This is a genomic window from Rhizobium oryziradicis (genome assembly GCF_001939045.1).
Lineage (GTDB): Bacteria > Pseudomonadota > Alphaproteobacteria > Rhizobiales > Rhizobiaceae > Allorhizobium > Allorhizobium oryziradicis.
Genome location: NZ_MKIM01000024.1, coordinates 475,410 through 498,178 on the forward strand (window position 1 = coordinate 475,410; position 22,769 = coordinate 498,178).

The window sequence follows — 22,769 nt, forward strand, 5'->3', positions numbered from 1 at the left end:
TCCTGTCTATCGCTGATCATCAGAGATAGTTTACAAGGCTTAGTTTTTGCAGTCTTGACGTTAAGGTATACGACGTCTCAATCAATGATTTCAGATTGTTGAGACGCGTTGATGCTTCATAGGCATCCACACCGGTGAGATTGCCAAGTTGCGTATCGATAATGTCTTTCTGCGCGCCTAGCGATGTATTCGCTTCTTTAACGCGCTGCTGAGACAGTCCAAGTTTCGTGCGATCTTCATTGACGCCGGAGACAGCCTTGCCCGAATATTCGACCGCTTTGGCAACCATCGCGGTGCGCGTTTCGGCGGAATAACTCCCGGCCAACATCTCACTGCCGACCACAGACACCAGACCGAGATAGCGGAAACCATTGGAATTGGCAGATGTTGAGCTTTGTACGGTCTCGGTCTTGCTAATGCGGCTTGTCATTGTATCGTTCGATGCTGCGGACCAGTTGGTGTTCCAGTCCGTGCCGGTAAACATGGGCTCCAGCGTATTGTTCAGAAAGTTTGTCATGGCTGTGGGCGTGATTGTGCTCACGGCCGGATTTTCCGGGGTCATGCCAAAGGCACCGAAAAAGGCGTTTCGAAATGCCGTTTTGGCAGCAGACGGGTTTCCGGCCGAATCCACGGCATTATAGTCGCTCATGGGCTTCACGTCAGTATTGACGCCGGAGAACAGATACTCGCCATTCACAGACGTGTTTGCCGCAGAAACAAACATGTCGAGCGCATCATTGACCGACTTTTTAGCCGAACTGAGCGTGATGCTCTCGTAGCTATTGCCCAGACCAACCAGAGTTTGCTGAATCTTTTCTGCAGACGATGCGATCTGATTGAGCGCGCTTTGAGATGCGTCAAGCCGCGTATTCACAATTGCATTCGTGCTTATCAACGACTGCAGTCTCAAGGAATCACTTGTTAAATCGACAGCGTTTGATGTTGTTGCGCCCAAAGCCGTGCCGACATCTGCATATTTACCCGTCGTGACTTCTTTCTGAGCGTCGGACATCTGCTTTTGCGCATCACCAATCGTGAGCCGCATAGCGTTTTGAATTGTCAGACTGGATATGCTTGATGTCTTCATGACTTACGCGATCCCCAGGAGCGATTTCAACATTTCATCAACCGTACTGATCAGTTTGGTCGATGCTTTGTAAGATTGTTCAATATCCAGCATTTTCGACAATTCTTCATCGAGGTTCACGCCGGTCTTGTTCTGGTATGCCTCAGTGGCCCTTTGCGACAGTGCCGATTTCGTCTCATTGGCCGAATCCGCGGTTGATCGATAAGCCTCAAGCCAACCAATCGAACTCGAGGCATATTCTCCTACCGTAGCAGAATTTTCCAAACCAACCGTTGCATCAAAACCGACCTTTGTATCGAAAGCGGCCACATAACCGTTAAGAAGGGTCGAATAACTGGCGGTATTGTCAGAATTCCATTTATACAATCCACCGTTGACACCGCCATCACGCAGTTTAACGGGATCGCCACCCTTTTCCTTCACATAGGCAGCATTGACTGCGAACGTTTCGGAGATGCCCGGCTGAAGCGTGCCCGAGGCCGGCGTTGTTCCGTTTTGCCAGGTGAAAAGACCTGGCAAGGGGTTATTGCCCGTGGCTTTTTCTTTTTCAGAAAACATGGAAATCAGCGAGCGGGATGTCTCATCCAATTGCTGCTCAAACTGAGGCGCAATCGTATCGCGAATTTGCAGGTTTGCAGCCAGTGACCCTTGCGCCGATGTATTGCCACCGACACCTGCCTTCAACGGAACACCATCGATATAGACAGAGTTGCCCGCAATGCCAGCGCCGTAAGATCCACGCGGATCAAAGGTTACGGCACGCGGCAGTTTATCAAACAGCACCGTCCCCTCATTGGTGTAGAGGGCCATGTCGCCATTGGCGCGTTCGCTCTTTGACACGCCAACAATTTTGGAAATATCCGAAACTAGCTTGTCGCGACGATCAAGGGCATCATTCGGGTCTTCGCCAGCTGCCTTTGCCTTGATAACGGCTTCGTTCACCGTCATGAACTGCGATAGCAGATCATTCAGATTATCAACACCCGTCTTGATGTCTGTGTCTGCCTGAACTCGAACCTTGGCAATCCCCTGCGATGTCGCCGTAATCGAATTGGCGAGATCCTGGGCTGCACTGACGGCAGTCTGGGCAAGCGTTGTCTCGCTTGGCTGCGCTGCATAAGATTGCAGTGCCGTCTGGAGTTTGGAGATATAGGTGCTTGGTGCCAAATCATAATTGTTGCCACCAAGCAGGGATTTTAACTGGTCCAGCCCCTTGTTGAGGGTTGACTGTCCCTCGGCCACGGACTGACCCGTCAGCATTTGTTTTTGTAAAACAACATCTTCCGCACGGATGATGTTGACTGTTGATCCGCCAGTGGCGTTTACAACGGTGACAGCATCACGCTTTACGTAGCCCACTGTTTGGGAATTGGAAATATTCTTGGACACCACCTGCGACTGTGTGCTGGTGTTGCTCAATATTCCTTTTGCCGTGTTCATAGTAGACGAGAGCGTCATGAGACTGCCTTTACATTGTAACGATTAACGCTTCAAACTGATAAGAGTATCCAACATATCAGCAGCCGTTTGGAACACCTTGGAATTGGCGCTGTAGCTCCGCTGAGACTGGATCATGTTGGTCAATTCGGAAGCAAGATCGACGTTGGATGCTTCAAGCGTTCTGGAATTGATCGAACCGAAACTGCCTGTGTTGGCAAATCCGACCACAACGGTTCCTGCAGCGGCCGTGACCTGATAAGCCGTACCACTGACAGACTTGAGATTGTCAGGGCTGGCAACAGTGGCCATGGCGACCTTGTAAAGGCTCGAGACAACACCATCAGAACTCGTCGAGGTGATGCTACCCTTATTGTCGATGCTAATGGTGCCGCCAGCACTGGCCTTGTTGCCGTTCAGCGTTCCCTGTGAACTGAACGAAATATTACTCTGGGTCATCGAGCTCAGATCGAGCGTAATTCCCAGTGTCGGTGTAATATGCGTGTCCGAAAGCGTCAGAGTTTTTGCACTGGTCGTATCAAGCTTCTGGGTTGCAGCAAACGTGATGTCCTGATGAGCGACAGAAAGTGTGCTATAAGGGAAGCCCGTGCCTGGCGTCGCATCAGAATTACGGTAAACGTCGACGCTCCACTGATTGTTGGCCGTCTTCGTGTAGTAAATGTCGTACAACACCGAGTTGCCAAAGGCATCGTACGCAACCATCGAACTTTTGTCCGTATAGGTTGAGGTCGCAAGGTTGGCAGCGGGAGCAGTGCCCGTGTGCACAGGCTGCGACGAGTTAAGGGTCGCCGAAATTGTGCCTGAGGTGGTTGCTGTCGCAAGCCCCTTGTCCAGATTAACCTTCACAGGTTGCAGGCCATCAAAACCGTTGATAACGGAAGCTGGCTCGCCGTTGGCATAAGAGTAGCCCAAAAGGGTATAGCCCGCAGAGTTGACAAGATAACCCCTGGCGTCCTGCTTGAAATCGCCGGCACGCGTCAGGAAAATATCGCCCTGGTTGTTCTGAACCACAAAATATCCGTCACCCTTGATCGAAAGATCAGTGGCGGATGTGGTGGACAGATAGGAGCCTTGCTGCGAAATTGTCTGGGTGGTCGTGGTTTGCACGCCGCCCGAATTGTAGCTGCCCGACCCTGTAGAGCCAACAACCAAGCTGGAAAACGCAGTTTCGACCCGCTTGTAGCCTGTTGTATCGGAGTTTGCGACATTGTCGCCCACTGTGCTCAGTTTGCTGGCCTGTGCCTGCAAGCCAGATACGGCTGAATTCATACTGCCTGAAAGGCTCATACCAAGTCCCCATTCGATCGTCGTGTGAGAAGATTATGAAATGGGCCTTGCGTGAAGCTGTTTCAGTGAACGCTTATGACAAATTGGTTGCAAGGCCGAGATTTTTGGCGGCGTACCGCCAAAAATATTATTTCCAATCAATGGAGTAGCCAAGGAAGCGCTTGGAATCGACAGGATCGAAACCGAGCTTCTTGCGCAGTTTTTTACGCAGCTTGCTGATGTGGCTTTCAACCACATTTTCTTCAACTTCTTCGTCGAAAATGCCATAAATCGCATTGAAGATCTGCGATTTGGAAACACGACGTCCACGGTTGGTGACAAGATATTCAAGAATGCGACGCTCTCTGCGTGGCAAAGCAAAAATCTCACCATCAATCTCTGGGTCGCGCCCATCGGAATAGACGCGAATTGCGCCGATTTCCGCGTAATTGGCAACAGCCTTGAGCCTGCGCCGAATAGCCGCCGCCCGCGCCAGAATCTCTCTGGGATGCACTGGCTTGCGCACAACGTCATCCACGCCGCTATCGAACAACGCAAGCGTTGCCTCAAGCGAAGGATGATCGCTGACTGCAATCACAGGTGCTGTCGTGCGATCTCGAATGGCACGAGGAAGATCGCCTGTGCGATCTCCTTGACCAAGCAAGAATGCCTCGACTGCTGCAATGTCTGAATCAGCTGCTGATGCAACCCATTCGCCAAATTCAACCGGATCAAACCCGGTTGATGGTATGCCTTCACGTCCAAATAATGACGTGTAACCGTCTTTAACGAGCTCGCGCTCATCAACCACTACGATCATTCGTCCGCCTCCGAATCAGTGTGGTGTTTCTACACGTCAATGGGTACGAATCGCGGCTCTGAACGACAACTGTGGAAAGTTAATGATAGTTATTAATAGTTGCTTAACCTTTGAGGGGTGATTTGCACCACATCTTGTGTCACGTGCCCAAATGCGGCACAATTTAGACATTAAAAAGGTTAACAGCGAAGGTCGACCAGCGACCAAAATCAGTGCCTGGCACGGCCCAAAATGCGTTTTATTTTTGTCATTTTTTCGACGGGCAATAGCCTTCTGGTTGCGTTTGCTGACAGTGCACCAACATTTCGATGACGCTGGGCGCTGATTTGTCCGTCAAGGTGCGCGTCTTTCACTGACAAAATTGACGCGCACTCGCCGTCCAGTTGCCGTAACCCGTGGCAACCAGATTGCTGATAACCCGACACACATACTGCTTTTGAGCCGGATTATTGTTCGGCCCGGCATGATATCGCGCCACAGCCATGGTCCAGGTTTCGTGCCTCTTGTGCAGTTTTGAGAGAAACTCGGCGGCGTATTCCACGTTAAGTTTAGGATCAAACATCTCTTCCACTGAGCGAAAATTTTCATGATGATAGAGGTAATTGATCTGCATACAACCTATATCAATGAGTTTTCCACCCATGTCTTTGGCAAGATGAAAGGTCCGCAAGGCCTCATTCAACGAGCCGGGGAAAAGTGGTAGCCCCTCAACATTGAGGGCGTAGGGCTGGAGCGACCCCTTGCGACCCGTTTCTGTCAATCCCACAGAATAGAGGATGCCCTCGGGGATACCATATTTGATGGCTGCACGACTGATTTCTCGCTCACAAAGCCCCGCAGGAGCCGCAGCATAGGCAGCCTTAGAGGTAAAGCTGACCAGAGCCAGAACCGCCATTGCCTGTGCCAGACGCACCAGGAGACGTTGCGTCATCGGCCATCCCTCCAGACGGTTGCCCAAAGTTATCAAATGATGCCTGGGTCTGCTGGCGGTTGCCACCGTGATTTTGACCATTGCTGTTCTGCTGTGCCAAGCTCTGATTGTTTGGCTGGTTCTGGCTATTGTTCTGCGTGGTATCACTGCTCGATTTTTCCGGGCTGGCAATACTGATCTGAATCTGATCAACACTCAGTCCCTGCGATTTAAGCGACTTGATCAAATCGCCATGATCCTCGTGCAGCTTACGATAGGCCGTTCCGTTTTCGACCACGAGGCTGACCGTGAGTTGGCCATCCACAAGCTTCAAGTTGGCCGTTACCGTGCCAAGGCTTTCCGGCGTCATTTTGATCGTCAATGTATTCAGCGTCTTATCAGTTGTCATCCGGTCCGGGATGTCCACATCGCTTGCTGCGTGGCTGCGCAGGACGGACGACCATTCACTGTCGCCCGTCATCGTCGCGGCAATATTTGCGCCATTGCTGGTGCTCACCGGCGCAATGATCCGTCGGCTATCCACAACCTCAACCGTTTGCATGATGTCTGAAGTCCGAAGAATTGCCGAATCTGCAACCCCCAATTTTTCACTCTCTTTGCCACTGGAATTCTGGCCCGCCGATGTCACCATATGCAAGGCATCCGCAGCACTGCTGCGCAACGTTGGTGTTGCGGCAGCTGTTGGCTGGGCTGCATCATCCGAAATCTTGCCGAGATCGGCATTGCGCACTTTCGCCTCAAGTGCGTCTTTCAGCTTACCGCCAACAGTTTGTTTTGTCTGTCCGTCGGCTGCCGGTGTGACCTGTTGTGGCAACACTGCGGCTTGTGTTGGAGCGGCCTGCACCAGCAAGGACAACACGTCCTGTGCGCCAGCAGTGCCATCCTTCTGTGGCTGCGCAGCTTCGGAACCGTCATCGGTATCCGTCACGCCAGCTTTGGTGCTCAAAGGCGATTTTATCGTAGGCTTTGCACTGTCTGCGCCACCAACCACAGCCTCTGCGACCTGTTCGGCGGCGCGCGCCGAAATTTGATCCTTGGCCTTGTCGCTCTGCTTTACAGCTGTCTTGCCTGCAACCTCATCTGGTACATCCTTATTGGCGACGCTGGCATTGTCAGTGTTCGTCAAGGCTGCGACCAGTTTCGCAAGGGTGTTCGCGGAATCTTTGCCGGAACCCGCAACACCGCCCGCCTGCGCCTCGGCGTTCGTCTCCGCGGGCTTCACTGATGCAGAACGATCATCACTCTGTTTATTTGAAGCGGTATTGGTACCATCCTCGTTTTTTGCACGGTCTTGAGGACGGTTGGCATCAACCGACTTACCGTTATCATCCGAAGCTGGCTTTCCCTTATCGCGTCCTGCGGATGTACCCTCGAGCGCCGAGCGAAAGCCGCCGCTGGGGGGCTGAGACTGATCCGCGCGAGAACCGGGGTAGGATGATGGAATGTTTGCGGCACTTGGCGCTGAAACGGTAACGGCCATAATTATTCTCCACCCCTGCGTTTTAATAGATTATCAATTTCATCAAGCTTGCTACGGCCATTGCTCAAAAAAGCGTCAAAGGCGGGGTCCGGCTTTGGGCTGTCTGTCACAATCGGTTGGCCTTGTGGCTGACCTTGCGGGGGCACTGGCACCGCCGCCGCCTGCACCTTAGAAGCCTGAGGCGCTGTGGGATCTTGCTGAACATCTGCTCCGGCAACCGGCGCAGCCCCCTCCGGCTTGGCTTCAGCAGGTGGTATCACCCCAGCATTTGCAGCCGTCGGCAAGGTCACAATGTCCTCCGCGACCTTCCGGGCTGCTGCGAGAAGTGCCTTGTCAGACTCCGAAAGCTCGCTTTCTTTCAGACCCTCAATTGTCTTGAGTGCGCTGCGCACATCCGTGGTGGGAATGAGCGCCAAGCCACCGTAAAGCAACGCCTGCGGATCGGTTCCGCCGGGCAGGCCCGCCAAGGCCTGCGCACGGTCGGCAGCCAGCGCCGCAAGCGCCGGGTTCCCGTTGATTGACGCGCGCCGCGCAATGCGCAAATAAATTTCGCGCTGTCGTGAAGGGTCCATTGTCGCCAAAGTTGCCAGCACATCCTGCTCTTCCATTTGCTTGAAATGGTCGACAATCAATTGCACCAACATATCCGCAAACTGATTGGCATAGGGCGAATGCAGAAAGCGGCGCGCATAACGATTGGCATAGAGCATCGCTTTCTGGACTTGGCCGGTCTCGATTGCCAGCGAGAACGAGCGACGCAAGGCCGCCTCTTCCACGATGGTACCCGGCATCAAAAGGCGGGCCAGATCATAAAACTTCAGCGCACCCGCAGGGTCTTTCACCAGGGTCACATTGCCGGCAACAAGCGCGAGATAGGCTCCAATGCGGGTGTTCTTGTAAACCCCAACCATTTCGGCCAGGGAATTGGCAACAAGAACCCCTTTTCCGCTCAGATATTTGCGCAAGACATCCGAGACGCGATTGTCGAAATGACCATCCACATCACGCGACACAAGATATTCCAAGGTCGCGGGATTGCCGCCGCTCATGGTGTAAATCAGCGCTGCATCCACGTTGCGGGGATCTCTGAACTCGGCAGTATCGGCAGAGCGTAGCCTCTTATCAATCTTTGCAAGCACAAACCGCTGCATGTCGGCGGCGGAGTGATCACCCATGACCACTGAATCCTGCACGAACTGCAACGACCGCACCATAATATAGGGTGGCAGATTATCGCCATCGGCCGCTTTGTCAGCCGCCTGCGCGCTGACAACATTCAGCACGATGGCAACGCCGCACAAGAGCAACTTCGATAGCCGGAATGGGCTGAAGGTCCTCACCTTACTTCTGATCCCCTTGCACAAGGATCTCAATACGGCGATTGGCTGCCGCATACGGATCATCCGGCTTCAACAAACGCCGGTCGGCAAAGCCGGACACCTGCGTGATACGCTGCTCATTCAAACCGCCGCGCACCAGCATATAATAGGCAGCATGGGCACGTGCCATGGAGAGACCCCAGTTGTCGTTATCTGCCCCCTTATAGGGGCGACCGTCCGTATGGCCCCGAATGAGGACTGCACCTTTGCGCTCAGACAGCAGCTTGCCGATCTTTTCCATCGCCAGCACCATCTCTTTGCTTGGCAAGGCAGAGCCAATGTTGAACATTTGATCATCATTTTGATCGCTCAACGTCACCAGCAGCCCGCCTTCGGCAGGCGTCACAATCAGCCCTTCCGCAAGCTTGCCCGCAACGCCGGTCATCTGCTGCACAATTTGCTCTTTCAGCTCATCGGCCTGTTTTTGCTCTTCGGCCTTCGTCGCCTTATCCGGAGATGACTTTGCATCTTGGGCGTCCTGGGCTTGCTGGGCTTTGTTGTCGGGGCGCGGTGTTGGCGTCACAAGGACGGCTTGCTGCTCATTGCCCTTCACCGCCTGCTTGTCATTGGCATTTTGCGCAGAAACCTCTGGGGCACTCCGCTCCGACGGCGCTTTATCCGCAGCGTCCTGGGTCATTGTCACCTCGGAAGGCGTTTGCTTTCCTGGCTTGCCCTCAACGGTCTGACGCTGTTGGCTCCAAAAATCCGGATCAAACGGATCACGATAAGCCTCACCACCCGATGCCCCGGTTGATGGGCCGGAATCGCTGGCACCGCCCTCGCCCTTCGCACTGACGTTTGCTTGCTGGCCAACTTCCTGCGCAATTTCAGCCAGAACCGAATAGGGATTTTCAAACAGATCTGCTTCGGAATAAACCGGCTTGTCCCCCGATGTGGAGGTCATGTCTTCGCCGGTGGCCGCAGCTTTGCCCGCCACGGCGTCATCCGCCTTGATTTTAGAGCGTTCCTTTTGCTCTTCACCTTCAGCTTGATCAACCGGCTTTTTCTTGCCTTGTTGCGACGGCTTTTCATCGGAAAGCTTGATCGGGTTAAAATAGCTCGCCACAGACGCTTTCGTTGCTTCATTCGAAGCATTGACCAGCCACATCACCAGAAAGAAGGCCATCATCGCCGTCATGAAGTCGGCGTAGGCAATTTTCCACGCGCCACCATGCGCACCATCATGATCACCGCCGCCATGGCGCTTGATGATGATGACTTCGTTTTTGCCGTGGTGATGATTTTCCGCGTCGCTCATGCCAGAACTTTCTTCAGGCTCGCCGTCCAAGCCGAAATACGTGTAACAAGCGCTGTGTCTTGTACGTCAACGGCCAAATCCAGATCATTCGCCTCTATATGGCGCAGAAGATCTTCATGGCCGTCCATTTGCATTCTAAGCCGCTCGAACAGCGCTTCAGGGCCGCGCACCGCGATAACGCTCGCCTCCCCCTCAAGAATGGCTTCCTTCAACAGTGTTGAAAGGTCATGCAGGGCCGTCTCAACCAATGATTCCTGCAGAAAGGGCGCAACAGCCGCCACCGCTTGCTCGCCAACGGTCTGGGCAATTGAGGTTGCTATCTTGTCCAGCCCTTCGGCGATCACCTGTGCAAGAGCAGCCTGATGCGCCTCTTCTTTCTCTTGAAGCTGTTGGGCGTATCTCGCCTCGATCGCGGCAATCTCTTCAGCGTGTTGCGCAGAAAGCTGCTCTGATGCGGCGTTGAAACCTTCGAAATACGCCTGTTTGCGCTCGGCCTCCAGATCGACCGGATCGGGTTGTGGCAGCTCAAGCGTTGGCCCGTCATCCAGACCAAAGGGATCTGCATCAAATCCCATAGCGTCAGACACAAGCATGCTCGGCTTGGGCGAAGAGAAATCCTTCAAATAGTGGGCCAGCGGCATACTCATTGTCATTTCTCCTGCCAACAGCGCAAAGTGCCAATTGCGACACCCCAAAACGCTGCAACGCTCTCTCACCTACAACGCCGTGCGCTCTGCATGACGCACAAAGGCCGCTGTGAAACTTTAAATCCACTGCATCATTCCTCAAATCCATTCGGATTTCAGAAATGATGCAACGCACGATCTTGCAGCCAACAACGCCCCAAGGGAATGTTCACCCGCATATCAGCACGAGCGCTCAGACGTGCGATGATGCGCACAAGCCAAACAAAACGTCATTTGCTTCGCTCGACGTTAGGGGGTCAAACTTGCGCGAGGATTTTCGAGTGGCCCAAAATCTCTATTATTCTGCCAGTATTCTGCCAGTCAGCCTGTTGCTTGATTTCCTTTTTAAACCGCAATCGATTTAAAGCGGAGATTATGCAGCAGAAGAGGGAAATGTATAAAAGGCGTTGGACCGCGCAAGGGCAGTGCGCGGTCCAACATTTCCACCAAATGCCGATGACCGGCGGCACGGTAGAGGAAGAATATTCAACTCCGGCCGGTTGTCCTCGCCTTTTACTTGAACAGCGTAAGAATGGTCTCCGCGTTTGTATTGGCGATGGAAAGGGACTGGATACCAAGCTGCTGCTGAGTCTGAAGCGCTTTGATCTTGGTTGACTCTTCGTTCATATCCGCATCCACCAGACGACCGACACCCTTATCAATCGTGTCGCTCAGATTTTTGACAAAGCTATCCTGCAGCTTGATACGGCTGTTGATCGCACCAAGGGTCGATGCCGAATCCGTCAAGGTCTGTAGCATCTTGTCGACAGCCGAAATCATACCATCAAGATTGGCGCTCGTTGTGGTGCTGGAGATTTCAATCAAGGTGCCCGTTGCGGTCGTCGCAGAGCCAGCCTTCAACAGATAATACGTACCGGTTGTGGTGGTTGTTCCCGACGCAAAGGTCGCCACTGTATCTCGTGTCAAAATACCACGAGAAGCCTGGTTTGTGTCGATGAGGGTCGAGTTTGCGGTATCGTATTTCAATGTCGTGACGGATACCGTGCCGTCACTTGCGCGATTGAAGGAACCCACCATTTCCTTGGTGCCTGCCGCGTTTGTGGAGGCATTAAACAGCCAGTTCTCACCGGAGAACGACGCCGATTCGGCGATAGACTGCAACTGATTCTTCAACTCGGAAATTTCCTGGTTGATCTTGCCTTTATCAACGCCGGGTTCGCGTGCTGCAACCAACTTGGACTTGATCGAGCTGATGACGTCTACAGTTGATTCGAGGCCCGTGTAGGCCGTGTCTGCCTTTGAGGCTGCAAGCCCCAGAGCGTCCTGAACTGTTGCCAGCGCCTTATTGTCAGAGCGCATTGTCGTCGCAATCGACCAATAGGCGGCATTGTCGGACGCATTTGCCACTTTATAGCCAGAGGAAATTCTGGCCTGTGTGGTCTGCATGTTGCTATCGATAGAACGGAGAGTCTGCAAAGCCGCCATTGCGGCTGTGTTGGTCATGATACTGGTCATAGATTGCCCCAATTCGTTTAAGGGACATACCGGACTTTAGAATTTACCGGCAACGTTGGTTTGCATCATGCACGATGGCCACATTTTTGCCCTTGGAGCCAACCCAACATTATTTACGTATTATTAATCATTAAATAGTTAACAAATGGTTAACGCCGTTAGTGATTTCTTAATCTGTATAAACAAACTCCTAATTTTTTCAAGCGCATATATGCGGAAAACAAAAAAAAGCCGCGGCAAGAGCCACGGCTTTTTGAAACAGAAGGAGAGTCGTTTTTTACGAGCCGGCGTCTTGTTATTTGAAGAGCGACAGAAGCGATTCGGAGTTGGAATTGGCAATCGACAAGGACTGAATGCCCAGCTGCTGCTGTGTTTGCAGAGCCTTCAGCTTGGTCGATTCCTCGTTCATGTCGGCATCCACCAGACGGCCAACACCTGAGTCAATCGTATCGCTCAGGTTCTTGATAAAGCTATCCTGAAGCTTCAGACGCGATGTTGTCGCACCAATCGTGGCACCCGCATCCGTCATGTTTTGCAATATCTTGTCAATCGACGCGACCATGCCATCGATCGCAATATCTGTTGTCGCAGAGGTCAAAGTGATTTCCGTGCCCGTACCCGAACCAGCGGTGGACTTGATCAGGTAGTAGGTACCGGTTGTTGTGGTGGTGCCGCTTGCAAATGTTGCAGTCGTACCCGCTGTGAGCAAGCCACCAGCTGCAGCTGCGTCGTTGATCAGCATCGACTTGGATGTATCGAACGTGATCGTCTTGATCGAGACATTGCCGTCGGCTGCACGTACAAACGAGCCAATCATTTCCTGGGTCGTGCCAGCGGTTGCACTGTTGTCATACAGCCAGTTTTCACCGTTGAAGGAAGCAGACTTGGAAATCGAAGCAAGCTGGTTCTTCAGTTCAACCAGTTCTTTATTGATCTTGTCTTTATCAACGCCTGGTTCGCGTGCAGCAACCAGCTTGGCCTTGATGTCGGTGACAACATCGATCGCGGATTTCATGCCTGTGTAAGCTGTGTCAGTCTTGGCAGCGCCGAGACCAATCGCATCCTGAACCGCGCCAAGAGCCTTGTTGTCAGAACGCATCGTGGTTGCAATTGACCAATAGGCTGCGTTGTCGGAAGCCTTTTCAACTTTATAGCCCGAAGAGATCCGGCTCTGCGTCATCTCCATATCGGAAGAAATCGAACGCATGATGGAGAGCGCGGCGATTGCGGAATTGTTTGTCATAAGACTTGCCATAGGAATTGCCCCTTAAGGTCATGAAATTGGAAGGGACAGACCGGGTCGATACCGGGAACATTGGTCAGCTTCATGCTCGCCGCGATCTTGTTTGCTTGATCGGCCCAATGCTTTCGTAACAACAGAAAACATGAATATGGTTAACAAAAAATAAACGCACACCTAATTTTCTTAAGTTTCATTTAAGATGCGGTCGCCGCAGCTCCGCAATAACACCAAAAGTCATTTTCAATGTCTCTCTGCATATTGCATGGTTCTTTAAACCGGAATCGGTTTAAAGATAAAATTATGCAACAAAAATAAAGAGCTACGTTGAGCCTTTGTGCGCCATATATGACGCACGGCGCTGTAGAACATCGCGCCTATAACCAGACCTTAAAACGCCTGCGCCGCACACCATCTCTGGTGCGCGGCGCAGGTGATACTCGATTTTATCAAAACCCGTTTGAGGGTTAAGGCGTTACGCCGAAGCCAACGCTTACTTGAAGAGCGACAGAAGCGATTCGGAGCTGGAATTGGCAATCGACAGGGACTGAATGCCCAGCTGCTGCTGTGTTTGCAGAGCCTTCAGCTTGGTCGATTCCTCGTTCATGTCAGCATCCACCAGACGACCAACGCCCGTATCAATCGTGTCGCTCAGGTTCTTGATAAAGCTATCCTGAAGCTTCAGACGCGATGTTGTCGCACCGATCGTGGCACCCGCATCCGTCATGGTTTGCAACATCTTGTCAATCGAAGAAACCATGCCGTCGATGGCAAGATCCGTTGTTGCGGAGGTCAAGGTGATTTCGGTGCCTGTACCTGTGCCAGCGGTGGACTTGATCAGGTAGTAGGTGCCGGTTGTTGTGGTGGTGCCGCTTGCAAATGTTGCAGTGGTACCAGATGTGAGCAAGCCGCCAGCTGCAGCCTTGTCGTTGATCAACATCGACTTGGATGTGTCGAACGTGATCGTCTTGATCGAAACATTGCCGTCGCCGCCACGAACAAACGAGCCAATCATTTCCTGGGTTGTGCCAGCAGCGTCGCTGTTATCGTACAGCCAGTTTTCACCGTTGAACGAAGAAGACTTGGCGATCGAGCCGAGTTGGTTCTTCAGCTCTGTCAGTTCCTTGTTGATCTTGTCTTTATCAACGCCTGGTTCGCGTGCAGCAATCAGCTTGGCCTTGATGTCGGTGACAACGTCGATCGCGGATTTCATACCGGTGTAAGCTGTGTCAGTCTTGGCAGCGCCGAGACCAATAGCATCCTGAACAGCGCCAAGAGCCTTGTTGTCAGACCGCATCGTGGTTGCAATTGACCAATAGGCTGCGTTGTCAGACGCCTTTTCAACTTTAAAGCCTGAAGAGATCCGACCCTGCGTCATCTCCATATCGGATGCAATCGAGCGCATAGTGGAGAGCGCTGCAATTGCGGAATTGTTTGTCATAAGACTTGCCATAGGAATTGCCCCTTAAGGTCATGAAATTGGAAGGGACAGACCGGGTCGGTACCGGTAACATTGGTCAGCTTCATGCTCGCCGTGATCGCTCTTGTTTGATCGGCCCAATGCTTTTGTGAGGTCAGAAAATACTATTATGGTTAATAAAGATTAAACACAGAAAACATCTTGCAAACGATAGGCCGATACATCAGTCAAAATAATGCTAAGTACATGATTTTACACAAAATATTTTAATTAACAAAAACCAAAAAAAAGGCCGGACTTTCGCCCGGCCTTTCGCGTAAATATTGTAAGTATACTACTCTTAACGGAAGAGCGACAGAAGCGATTCCGAGCTGGAATTGGCAATCGACAGCGACTGAATGCCCAGCTGCTGCTGTGTTTGCAGAGCCTTCAGCTTGGTCGATTCTTCGTTCATGTCAGCATCCACCAGACGGCCAACACCCGTATCAATCGTGTCGCTCAGGTTCTTGATAAAGCTATCCTGAAGCTTCAGACGCGATGTTGTCGCACCAATCGTGGCACCCGCATCCGTCATGCTGGACAGCATCTTGTCAACGGAAGAAACCATGCCGTCGATGGCAAGATCCGTTGTCGTGGAGGACAAGGTGATTTCGGTGCCTGTACCTGTGCCAGCGGTGGACTTGATCAGGTAGTAGGTGCCGGTTGTTGTGGTGGTGCCGCTTGCAAATGTTGCAGTCGTACCAGCGGTGAGCAAGCCGCCAGCTGCAGCCTTGTCGTTGATCAGCATCGACTTGGATGTGTCGAACGTGATCGTCTTGATCGAAACATTGCCGTCGCCGCCACGAACAAACGAGCCAACCATTTCCTGGGTCGAGCCAGCAGTGTCGCTGTTGTCGTACAGCCAGTTTTCGCCGTTGAACGAAGCAGACTTGGAGATCGAGCCGAGCTGGTTCTTCAGCTCTGTCAATTCCTTGTTGATCTTGTCTTTATCAACGCCTGGTTCGCGAGCAGCAACCAGCTTGGCCTTGATGGAGGTAACGACATCGATCGCGGCCTTCATGCCCGTATAAGCTGTGTCAGTCTTGGCAGCGCCGAGACCAATAGCATCCTGAACAGCGCCAAGAGCCTTGTTGTCAGAACGCATGGTGGTCGCAATTGACCAATAGGCTGCGTTGTCGGAAGCCTTTTCAACCTTGTAACCCGAAGAGATCGCGCTCTGGGTCTTTTCCATGTCAGATGCAATAGAACGCATGGTGGACAATGCAGCAATAGCTGAATTATTCGTCATAATACTTGTCATAGGACTTGCCCCTTGATGTGACAAAAAAACTGAAGGGACATTCCGGGCTCGCTCCCCCGGTGAACGGCATGCTGCTTCATGCTATTAACTAATAATTAATAAGTTAACCTGCCGTTCTGATAACTCTAATAAACACCAGGATAGTTAAATTTCCATTTACATCAAAAAATATAGGTAAATTACATAAAAATTAATAGAAAATACACTATTGTTAATTTTTTCCTACTACAGAATTGCCCACCGCATGTCGCGGGCAGTGCAGTAAAACTTATATCGGCTGAATAATTTCCTCCGCAAATCAATTCCGATTTCAGGAGGAAGCTATCCAGTTAAAAAAAATGGCCGGGAAAAATCCCGGCCACAATCTTAATTCACAACCAAAGCTTAACCGATTAACGGAACAGCGACAGAACGCTTTCAGAGCTGGAATTGGCAATCGAGAGAGCCTGAATGCCCAGCTGCTGCTGTGTTTGAAGAGCCTTCAGCTTGGTCGATTCCTCGTTCATGTCAGCGTCAACGAGCTTGCCCACGCCAATCTGAATCGTGTCACTCAAGTTCTTGGCAAAACTTGCCTGCGTATCGATACGGCTCTTGGTTGCACCAATCGTTGCACCCGCATCCGTCATATTCGACAGCATCTTGTCAACGGAAGCAACCATGCCGTCGATGGCAGTATCGGTCGTCGTGGAGGACAAGGTGACTTCAGTACCAGTACCCGAACCAGCGGTAGACTTGATCAGGTAGTAGGTGCCGGTTGTTGTGGTGGTGCCGCTTGCAAATGTTGCAGTCGTACCAGCTGTGAGCAAGCCGCCAGCTGCAGCCTTGTCGTTGATCAGCATCGACTTGGATGAATCGAACGAGATCGTCTTGATCGAGACATTGCCGTCGCCGCCGCGCACGAACGAGCCAACCATTTCCTGGGTCGAGCCAGCAGTGTCGCTGTTGTCATACAGCCAGTTTTCGCCGTTGAACGAAGAAGACTTGGCGATCGAACCGAGCTGGTTCTTCAGCTCTGTCAGTTCCTTGTTGATCTTGTCTTTATCAACGCCTGGTTCGCGAGCAGCAACCAGCTTGGCCTTGATGGTGGTAACGACATCAATTGCGGCTTTCATGCCTGTGTAGGCTGTGTCGGTCTTGGCAGCACCCATGCCGAGTGCGTCCTGAACAGCGGACATAGCTTTGTTATCGGAGCGCATGGTGGTCGCAATCGACCAGTAGGCTGCGTTGTCAGAAGCCTTTTCAACCTTATAACCGGATGAAATCGCGCTCTGCGTCTTTTCCATGCTGGCACTGATGGAGCGCAATGTTGAAAGTGCGCCGATAGCCGAATTGTTTGTCATGATACTTGTCATGATATCTGTCCCTTAGGTTACGAGATATGAAAGAGGGACATGCCGGACTTGTATACCGACAGAAGCGATCGACATCATGTCAGTTAATCTGAGTGTACATTAACTCGCCTCTGAGGATGACAAAACCACGCGGCGGTTTAAGACCAACTGAATAATAATAGTAAAGGAACTCTTAAACGCCTATAATCCGCCCGTTCAAGCGATAACAGGGGTATCTACCGTTGCTTATGGTTTACAAAACATTGAAAATTCGACTGTTTTTTGATCCGATTGATCAATATCGCGCAAGCAACCGCGGAGCGGCCAGAAAGCAGGCACCGGGTTGTGCTTTAAAAATATTTGAAAAGAAAAAACGGCTCAGCAAAGTCTGACATCTCGGAACGCCAGACAAAAACAAGGCAGGCGGCTTTGCCCAAACATAAAAATGGAACCGCGCGCAATCAAAGCCTCGGACGGACCGAAAAGGGAGAACCGGTTTTCGGCACCATCCTATCGCTCGTTGCGTGAACAATCGGTCAGTGAAACGAGCGCACCAAGCTGCCGACGAGCAGGTTCCAGCCATCGATCAGCACAAAAAACAGGATTTTAAAGGGCAGAGAGATCGAGGTTGGTGGCAACATCATCATGCCCATCGCCATGGTGATGGTTGATACGATCATATCAATCACCAGAAACGGCAGAATAATCAGAAAGCCAATTTCGAACCCTCGCCGGATTTCTGACAGCATGAAAGCGGGGATCAGCACCCGATAATCAACTTTTCCGTCCACCACAGGGTTTTGTTTGCGCTCATTGGCAAGATCGACAAACAATCGCAGATCCTTGTCGCGTGTGTTGGCAATCATAAACGTGCGAAAAGGCTCTGCCATTTTCGGCACAGCCTCTGTTTCCGTCATTTGATTGTCCAGCAAGGGTTTAACGCCCTCGCGCCAGGACTGGTCCATGGTCGGCGACATGACGTAAAAGGTCATGAAGAGCGCAAGGCTGGTCAGAATCATGTTGGAGGGCGTGCTGGACAGCCCCATGCCGGATCGCAAAATCGAAAAAGCGATGATGAACCGTGGAAAGCTCGTCACCATGATCAAAATACCGGGCGCGATCGATAAAATCGTCAACAGCCCAAAGGTGCGAATGATCCAGGAGGCCGCAGAGCCATCCACGGGACCACCGAAAAGGTTTGTCGGAAACTGCTGCGCCTGCGCCAGTTCCGGGACTGCAATCATCGCAGCAATCAGAAGAAGATATCGAATCATTGTATGACAAAGGTCCTGAACATAATCCTCGATACCCGCCCTTCCGAGCGAAGGTCTGCGCGCTCCTGCAAGTCATCCTTCAAATAATTGAAGCCGCGTGGCCCTTCAATCTGTTGCAAGCTAACGGTGCGCATATAGGTCATGATGTCCTGCTGGATGTCTTCCGCAAGTTTTACATCTGTCGGACCGTTAAACACAAGCGCAACTTCCATCCTCACCCAGCTATTCGATGGATAAGCGAGGTTGGTGGTAATGGGATCCAGCTGAACAATGCCATTTTCCGCCGCCGGAATCGTGGGAATTGCGCCGCCTTCTTTCGCACCTTCTTTTGCGCCCTCTTTCTTGGCTGCCTCTGCAGACGCCTTTTCCTGGACTTCGTTGGCTGTCTTGATCTTCGGTGCCACCATGGTGCCCACCAGCCAGCCACCACCGGCTCCAACCACTGTCAAACCCAAAAGCGCGGCAATCAGTATAACAGGAGACGCCTTTTTCTTAGGGCCTTCCAAGGCTAAAGGATCAACCATCACATTATTCCTGTCTCTGATCTTGCGGCAATGGGCACGATTACGTCATACGGCAAGCCGCATCACGCGAACGCCTTTTCACGGTGACTTCATTTTCTGCCGGAAGGGCCGTGATAATGCCGCGCCCGGAAGATTTACCAATCATTCTTCACCCAATTCGGGTTGGAAGATACCCGCTTAGAAGGGCGAGAACATATCTACCACTTGTTGACCAACCGGTGGCTGCTGAACCTCGGTCAGACGGCCACGGCCACCATAGGAAATACGGGCTTCGGCGATCTTTTCATAGGAAATCGTATTCTTGGAATCCACGTCCTGCGGACGCACGATACCGGCAACATTCAAAATACGAATTTCCTGATTGACCCGCACTTCCTGCGAGCCACTGATCAACAGATTGCCGTTTTCCAAAATGCTGGTCACAACGGCGGCCACCATCAAGGTCAATGTTTCCGAACGATCAACCGAGCCCTTGCCATCCGAGCTTGAATTGGAGTCTGTGCTCAAATCCGTGCTGGAGGCCGGTGCGGTGATGCCGAAAATATTCAACGCCGTTTTCAATTTCAACGAGGTCGAGTTTTTGCGGCTGCGCGAGGTATCATTCTTGAATTTCGCCCGATCGGCGATTTGAATGTTGACCGTCAGCAAGTCACCCACGTGCAACGCGCGTGAATCCTTGAACAAGGCCGCCTGATTGTCGTTCCATAAGGAATAGCCGCTGCTGACCGCTTTGCTCTGCTTGGGATAGCTGGACATTTGCGGTGCCTGCGTATAGCGCAGACCACTTCCAACGGGGCTCATGGCTGGCGCATTGCCAATTTCCTGAAGGGTCTGGTTTCCGCATCCGCTAAGAATGGCGGCGAAAAGCACCACGGCGCTGCGCTTCATCATGAGGGGTCCTTTGAGGTCGTAGGATCAGCGGCGCTGGCCATAATGGACGCAATCGCGGCCACTTTGTCGGGTGCCATTTCGGAAAAAATCAAACTCGATTGCTTGGGCGGCAGCTTCATAACGATGGCTGCGGCCAGCATGGGATTGATCTTTTCCAGCTGGGGTGCGGCTGCATCCGGCTTCATGTTTTTATAAATGTCGATAATGCCGACTTCGGCACGCTTCATGAACTCATCGCGGCGCGTCAACCAGTCCTGATATTCGGCCTTGCGCGCCTCAAGGGTTTTGATGCGTTCATCGACTTGCATTTGCAGCTTCTCAAGATCCTGCTTTTGCAAAAGATAACGCTGGTCGCGCGCCGGATCGGCAATGTTGGTGCAAAACCGTTGAATATCGTCCATTGTCGCATTTGCGGGGGGCATCACGCTCTGGGCGCTGCCGGGCAAAACCGAAAGGGCCAAGAAACCGCAGGCCAAAACAACAGCACCAACGCCGAGCCCCTGTTTCGATGTCTGGAAAGAGATCATTGAAGAACAAGCTCCGCTTGAAGGGCTCCGGCAGACTTGATGCCCTGCAGGATTGCGATGATGCCATCGGGTTTCACGCCGATATTATTGAGGCCCGCCACCAGCGTGCGCAAATCCGGTCCATCGACAATGGCGACCTTGCCGCCGTTTTGCTGGGCCGTAATATCTGTCTGCGGCTGCAAAGCGGTTTGCCCGTTTGAAAATGGCAGGGGCTGCACAACCTGAGGCGTTTCGTTGACCTGAACGGTCAGCGTGCCGTAAGAGACGGCAACCTTCGACACCCGGACATCTGCGCCAATGACGATTGTGCCGGTGCGCTCGTTGATCACCACCTTTGCAGGCGTATCTGTTTCAACCACCAGATTTTCAATATCTGCCATAAGCTGGGCCAAATCTGCCGCTTTCGGCTTTTGAATCATCACTTCCTGGCTATCGCGCGCTTCAGCAATGGGGCCGCCGTAGGTGGCAACCGCATAATTGTTGATGCGCCGCGCCATGCCAAGCGAGGTCGAGAAATCGGGGTTGCGCAATTGCAGCACCAGATTGACCGAATCCTTGAATTTGGACGGCAGCTCCCGCTCGATAATCGCGCCATTGGGTACGCGGCCAGAGGTGGTGACACCTTCGGTTACGGTGGCCGCCTGCCCTTGAGCCGTAAAGCCCGACACAACAACAGAGCCTTGCGTAACAGCATAAATCTGCCCATCGGCCCCTGAAAGAGACGTCATGACCAGCGTGCCGCCGCGCAGCGATGTTGCATCTCCCAGTGAACTGACGGTGGCATCAATGCGGCTGCCGGGGCTGGCAAAGGGAGGCAAAGTCGCCGTCACCATAACCGCTGCGACGTTTTTGGCAGCCGACTGGCCGCCCTGCGTCGAGATACCAAGATTTTGCAGCATGGCGCGCATGGACTGATCCGTAAACGGCGAAGAGCGCAGACTGTCGCCCGTGCCCTGCAAGCCCACGACCAGACCATAGCCGATCAGCTGATTGTCTCGGCCGGCCTGCAAGGACGCAATATCTTTGATCCGCGAGCCCTGAGCCACAGCAGTTCCGGCCGCCGCCAGCACCATACCGGTCAAAATTGTAAAAAGTAAAAACCGGATGCTCATTTTGCCATCACCTGCACAGTGCCATCGGCCATAACCGTGCCATTCACGATCTGGCCGGAATCGAGATTGCGAACGCGAATCACGTCGCCGATATTGGCGTCATCCATGGGGCTGCCGCCCGCGGAAATTGTCAGATTGCCAATGCTGACCACCAGGCGGAGCTTCGAGCCGCGCGTTACCGCATAGGGCTTTTTCAGAGATGTCACCGGGATGGTTCTGCCCGGCAACAGCGTTCTGGTGCTCAGCATTCCCGTCACTTCGGACAGGGTCTCAGCGTAACCGCCACCCAGGTTGGGGTTGGTCACCTTCACCAGCTGCAGCTTGCCCTCGGCAATCGCTTCGCCGGGATAAATAATGTCCGTAGGAACGACAGCATAGCGATCTGCGGCCAAGACAGGGACGGTGGTGACGATAGCCATCACCACGGCCACAAGGGCGGTCCCTGTCAAATTGAACATTCTCTTTATTCGGCGAAACATCATGTCTGCCCCTTTGATGTTTACTTCAGGTTCTTGCTGACAATCTGAGCCATTTCATCAGCGGTGGTGATGACTTTGGAGTTCATCTCGTAAGCGCGCTGGGCGGAAATCAGGCTGGTAATTTCTGCAACAGAATCAACGTTCGAAGCTTCGAGGTAGCCCTGCTTCAGATAGCCGTAGCCAGGGTCGCCCGGAACACCATTGATCGGATTGCCAGATGATGGCGTTTCCTGAAACAGGTTGTCGCCGATGGCCTTCAAACCGGCCGGATTGACAAATGCCGAAATTTGCAGCTGACCAAGAGAAGTGTAAGTCGCTGAAGTGCCCTGCAAAACCGAAACTTCGCCCGATTCGCTGATCTTGACCTCGGTGGCGTCGGTGGGAATGGTGATATTTGGAACAATCCGATACCCTTCCGTCGTCACCAAATTGCCGTTGGCATCCTTGTTCAATGCGCCGGCGCGCGTATAGAGGGTATTGTTACCGTCCGGGCTTTGCACCTGGATATATCCGCGACCAACAATCGCCACATCCAGCTCGTTTGACGTCTGTGTCAGTTCGCCCTGCTTATCAAGCGTGCGCACCGCTGCTGTCTGCACACCAAGACCAATGTTTGCGCCTTCTGGCACGGTCGACTGGTTGGCACGATTTGCAACACCAACGGCCTTTTCGCTTTGGTACAGCAGATCCGAAAACTCAGCACGCGACTTTTTAAAGCCAGTTGTGTTGATGTTGGCGATGTTGTTGGAGATCACCTCAAGGTTGGTCTGCTGGGCATTCATGCCTGTTGCGGCGATTGCAAGAGCTCTCATGTGCTACGTTCCCTGAGG

The 22,769-nt window shown here is 52.5% G+C and carries 21 protein-coding genes; all 21 read right to left on the bottom strand.

All coding sequences use genetic code 11. The features are described 5' to 3' along the window. Positions 1 to 19 precede the first annotated feature (19 nt). Positions 20 to 1,087, bottom strand: a complete 1,068-nt coding sequence (locus BJF95_RS07675) for a flagellar hook-associated family protein (RefSeq protein WP_075638809.1) — start codon at positions 1,085 to 1,087, stop codon at positions 20 to 22. Between the two features lie 3 nt (positions 1,088 to 1,090). Further along, positions 1,091 to 2,545, bottom strand: a complete 1,455-nt coding sequence (gene flgK / locus BJF95_RS07680) for a flagellar hook-associated protein FlgK (protein ID WP_075638810.1) — start codon at positions 2,543 to 2,545, stop codon at positions 1,091 to 1,093. 24 nt (positions 2,546 to 2,569) lie between these two features. After that, the gene (locus BJF95_RS07685) at positions 2,570 to 3,832 is read right to left on the bottom strand and encodes a flagellar hook protein FlgE (RefSeq protein ID WP_075638811.1); all 1,263 of its coding nucleotides are present in this window, start codon (positions 3,830 to 3,832) and stop codon (positions 2,570 to 2,572) included. Between the two features lie 127 nt (positions 3,833 to 3,959). Then, entirely contained in the window at positions 3,960 to 4,631 is a 672-nt protein-coding gene (rem, locus tag BJF95_RS07690; RefSeq protein ID WP_075638812.1) for a transcriptional activator Rem, read from the bottom strand. A gap of 349 nt (positions 4,632 to 4,980) precedes the next feature. Next, entirely contained in the window at positions 4,981 to 5,526 is a 546-nt protein-coding gene (locus BJF95_RS07695) for a transglycosylase SLT domain-containing protein (RefSeq protein WP_075638813.1), read from the bottom strand. Continuing rightward, positions 5,492 to 7,042, bottom strand: a complete 1,551-nt coding sequence (gene fliK, locus BJF95_RS07700; RefSeq protein ID WP_075638814.1) for a flagellar hook-length control protein FliK — start codon at positions 7,040 to 7,042, stop codon at positions 5,492 to 5,494. The genes BJF95_RS07695 and fliK overlap by 35 nt, the downstream gene beginning before the upstream one ends. Positions 7,043 to 7,044: 2 nt before the next feature. Next, the gene (motC, locus tag BJF95_RS07705) at positions 7,045 to 8,382 is read right to left on the bottom strand and encodes a chemotaxis protein MotC (protein WP_075638815.1); all 1,338 of its coding nucleotides are present in this window, start codon (positions 8,380 to 8,382) and stop codon (positions 7,045 to 7,047) included. Position 8,383: 1 nt separating this feature from the next. Continuing rightward, positions 8,384 to 9,679, bottom strand: coding sequence for a MotB family protein (locus tag BJF95_RS07710; protein ID WP_075638816.1), 1,296 nt, complete (start codon positions 9,677 to 9,679; stop codon positions 8,384 to 8,386). Next, positions 9,676 to 10,326, bottom strand: coding sequence for a hypothetical protein (locus tag BJF95_RS07715; RefSeq protein WP_075638817.1), 651 nt, complete (start codon positions 10,324 to 10,326; stop codon positions 9,676 to 9,678). The genes BJF95_RS07710 and BJF95_RS07715 overlap by 4 nt, the downstream gene beginning before the upstream one ends. 552 nt (positions 10,327 to 10,878) lie before the next feature. After that, a complete protein-coding gene (locus BJF95_RS07725) occupies positions 10,879 to 11,841 on the bottom strand; it encodes a flagellin N-terminal helical domain-containing protein (protein WP_075638819.1) in 963 nt (320 codons plus the stop codon). A gap of 295 nt (positions 11,842 to 12,136) precedes the next feature. Next, entirely contained in the window at positions 12,137 to 13,096 is a 960-nt protein-coding gene (locus tag BJF95_RS07730) for a flagellin N-terminal helical domain-containing protein (protein ID WP_075638820.1), read from the bottom strand. A 478-nt stretch (positions 13,097 to 13,574) separates the two neighbouring features. Further along, the gene (locus BJF95_RS07735; RefSeq protein ID WP_075638821.1) at positions 13,575 to 14,534 is read right to left on the bottom strand and encodes a flagellin N-terminal helical domain-containing protein; all 960 of its coding nucleotides are present in this window, start codon (positions 14,532 to 14,534) and stop codon (positions 13,575 to 13,577) included. 307 nt (positions 14,535 to 14,841) lie between these two features. After that, positions 14,842 to 15,801: a flagellin N-terminal helical domain-containing protein gene (locus tag BJF95_RS07740; RefSeq protein WP_075638822.1), complete on the bottom strand. Its 960-nt coding sequence runs from the start codon at positions 15,799 to 15,801 to the stop codon at positions 14,842 to 14,844. A gap of 392 nt (positions 15,802 to 16,193) precedes the next feature. Further along, positions 16,194 to 17,153 (bottom strand): flagellin N-terminal helical domain-containing protein, encoded by a 960-nt coding sequence (locus tag BJF95_RS07745; protein WP_075638823.1) that lies wholly within the window; start codon positions 17,151 to 17,153, stop codon positions 16,194 to 16,196. Positions 17,154 to 17,668: 515 nt separating this feature from the next. Continuing rightward, the gene (fliP, locus tag BJF95_RS07750) at positions 17,669 to 18,406 is read right to left on the bottom strand and encodes a flagellar type III secretion system pore protein FliP (protein ID WP_075638824.1); all 738 of its coding nucleotides are present in this window, start codon (positions 18,404 to 18,406) and stop codon (positions 17,669 to 17,671) included. After that, on the bottom strand, positions 18,403 to 18,930 hold the full coding sequence (locus tag BJF95_RS07755; protein ID WP_075638825.1) for a flagellar basal body-associated FliL family protein: 528 nt from the start codon (positions 18,928 to 18,930) through the stop codon (positions 18,403 to 18,405). Before BJF95_RS07755 ends, fliP begins: the two co-directional genes overlap by 4 nt. A 177-nt stretch (positions 18,931 to 19,107) precedes the next feature. Continuing rightward, positions 19,108 to 19,821: a flagellar basal body L-ring protein FlgH gene (flgH, locus tag BJF95_RS07760; RefSeq protein WP_075638826.1), complete on the bottom strand. Its 714-nt coding sequence runs from the start codon at positions 19,819 to 19,821 to the stop codon at positions 19,108 to 19,110. Then, positions 19,818 to 20,348, bottom strand: coding sequence for a MotE family protein (locus tag BJF95_RS07765; RefSeq protein WP_075638827.1), 531 nt, complete (start codon positions 20,346 to 20,348; stop codon positions 19,818 to 19,820). The genes flgH and BJF95_RS07765 overlap by 4 nt, the downstream gene beginning before the upstream one ends. Continuing rightward, positions 20,345 to 21,460, bottom strand: a complete 1,116-nt coding sequence (locus tag BJF95_RS07770; protein ID WP_075638828.1) for a flagellar basal body P-ring protein FlgI — start codon at positions 21,458 to 21,460, stop codon at positions 20,345 to 20,347. The genes BJF95_RS07765 and BJF95_RS07770 overlap by 4 nt, the downstream gene beginning before the upstream one ends. Continuing rightward, the gene (flgA, locus tag BJF95_RS07775) at positions 21,457 to 21,942 is read right to left on the bottom strand and encodes a flagellar basal body P-ring formation chaperone FlgA (protein WP_075638829.1); all 486 of its coding nucleotides are present in this window, start codon (positions 21,940 to 21,942) and stop codon (positions 21,457 to 21,459) included. Before flgA ends, BJF95_RS07770 begins: the two co-directional genes overlap by 4 nt. 17 nt (positions 21,943 to 21,959) lie before the next feature. Next, positions 21,960 to 22,751 carry a flagellar basal-body rod protein FlgG gene (flgG, locus tag BJF95_RS07780; RefSeq protein ID WP_075638830.1) on the bottom strand — a complete coding sequence of 264 codons (792 nt, stop codon included), beginning with the start codon at positions 22,749 to 22,751 and terminating at the stop codon, positions 21,960 to 21,962. Positions 22,752 to 22,769 lie beyond the last annotated feature (18 nt).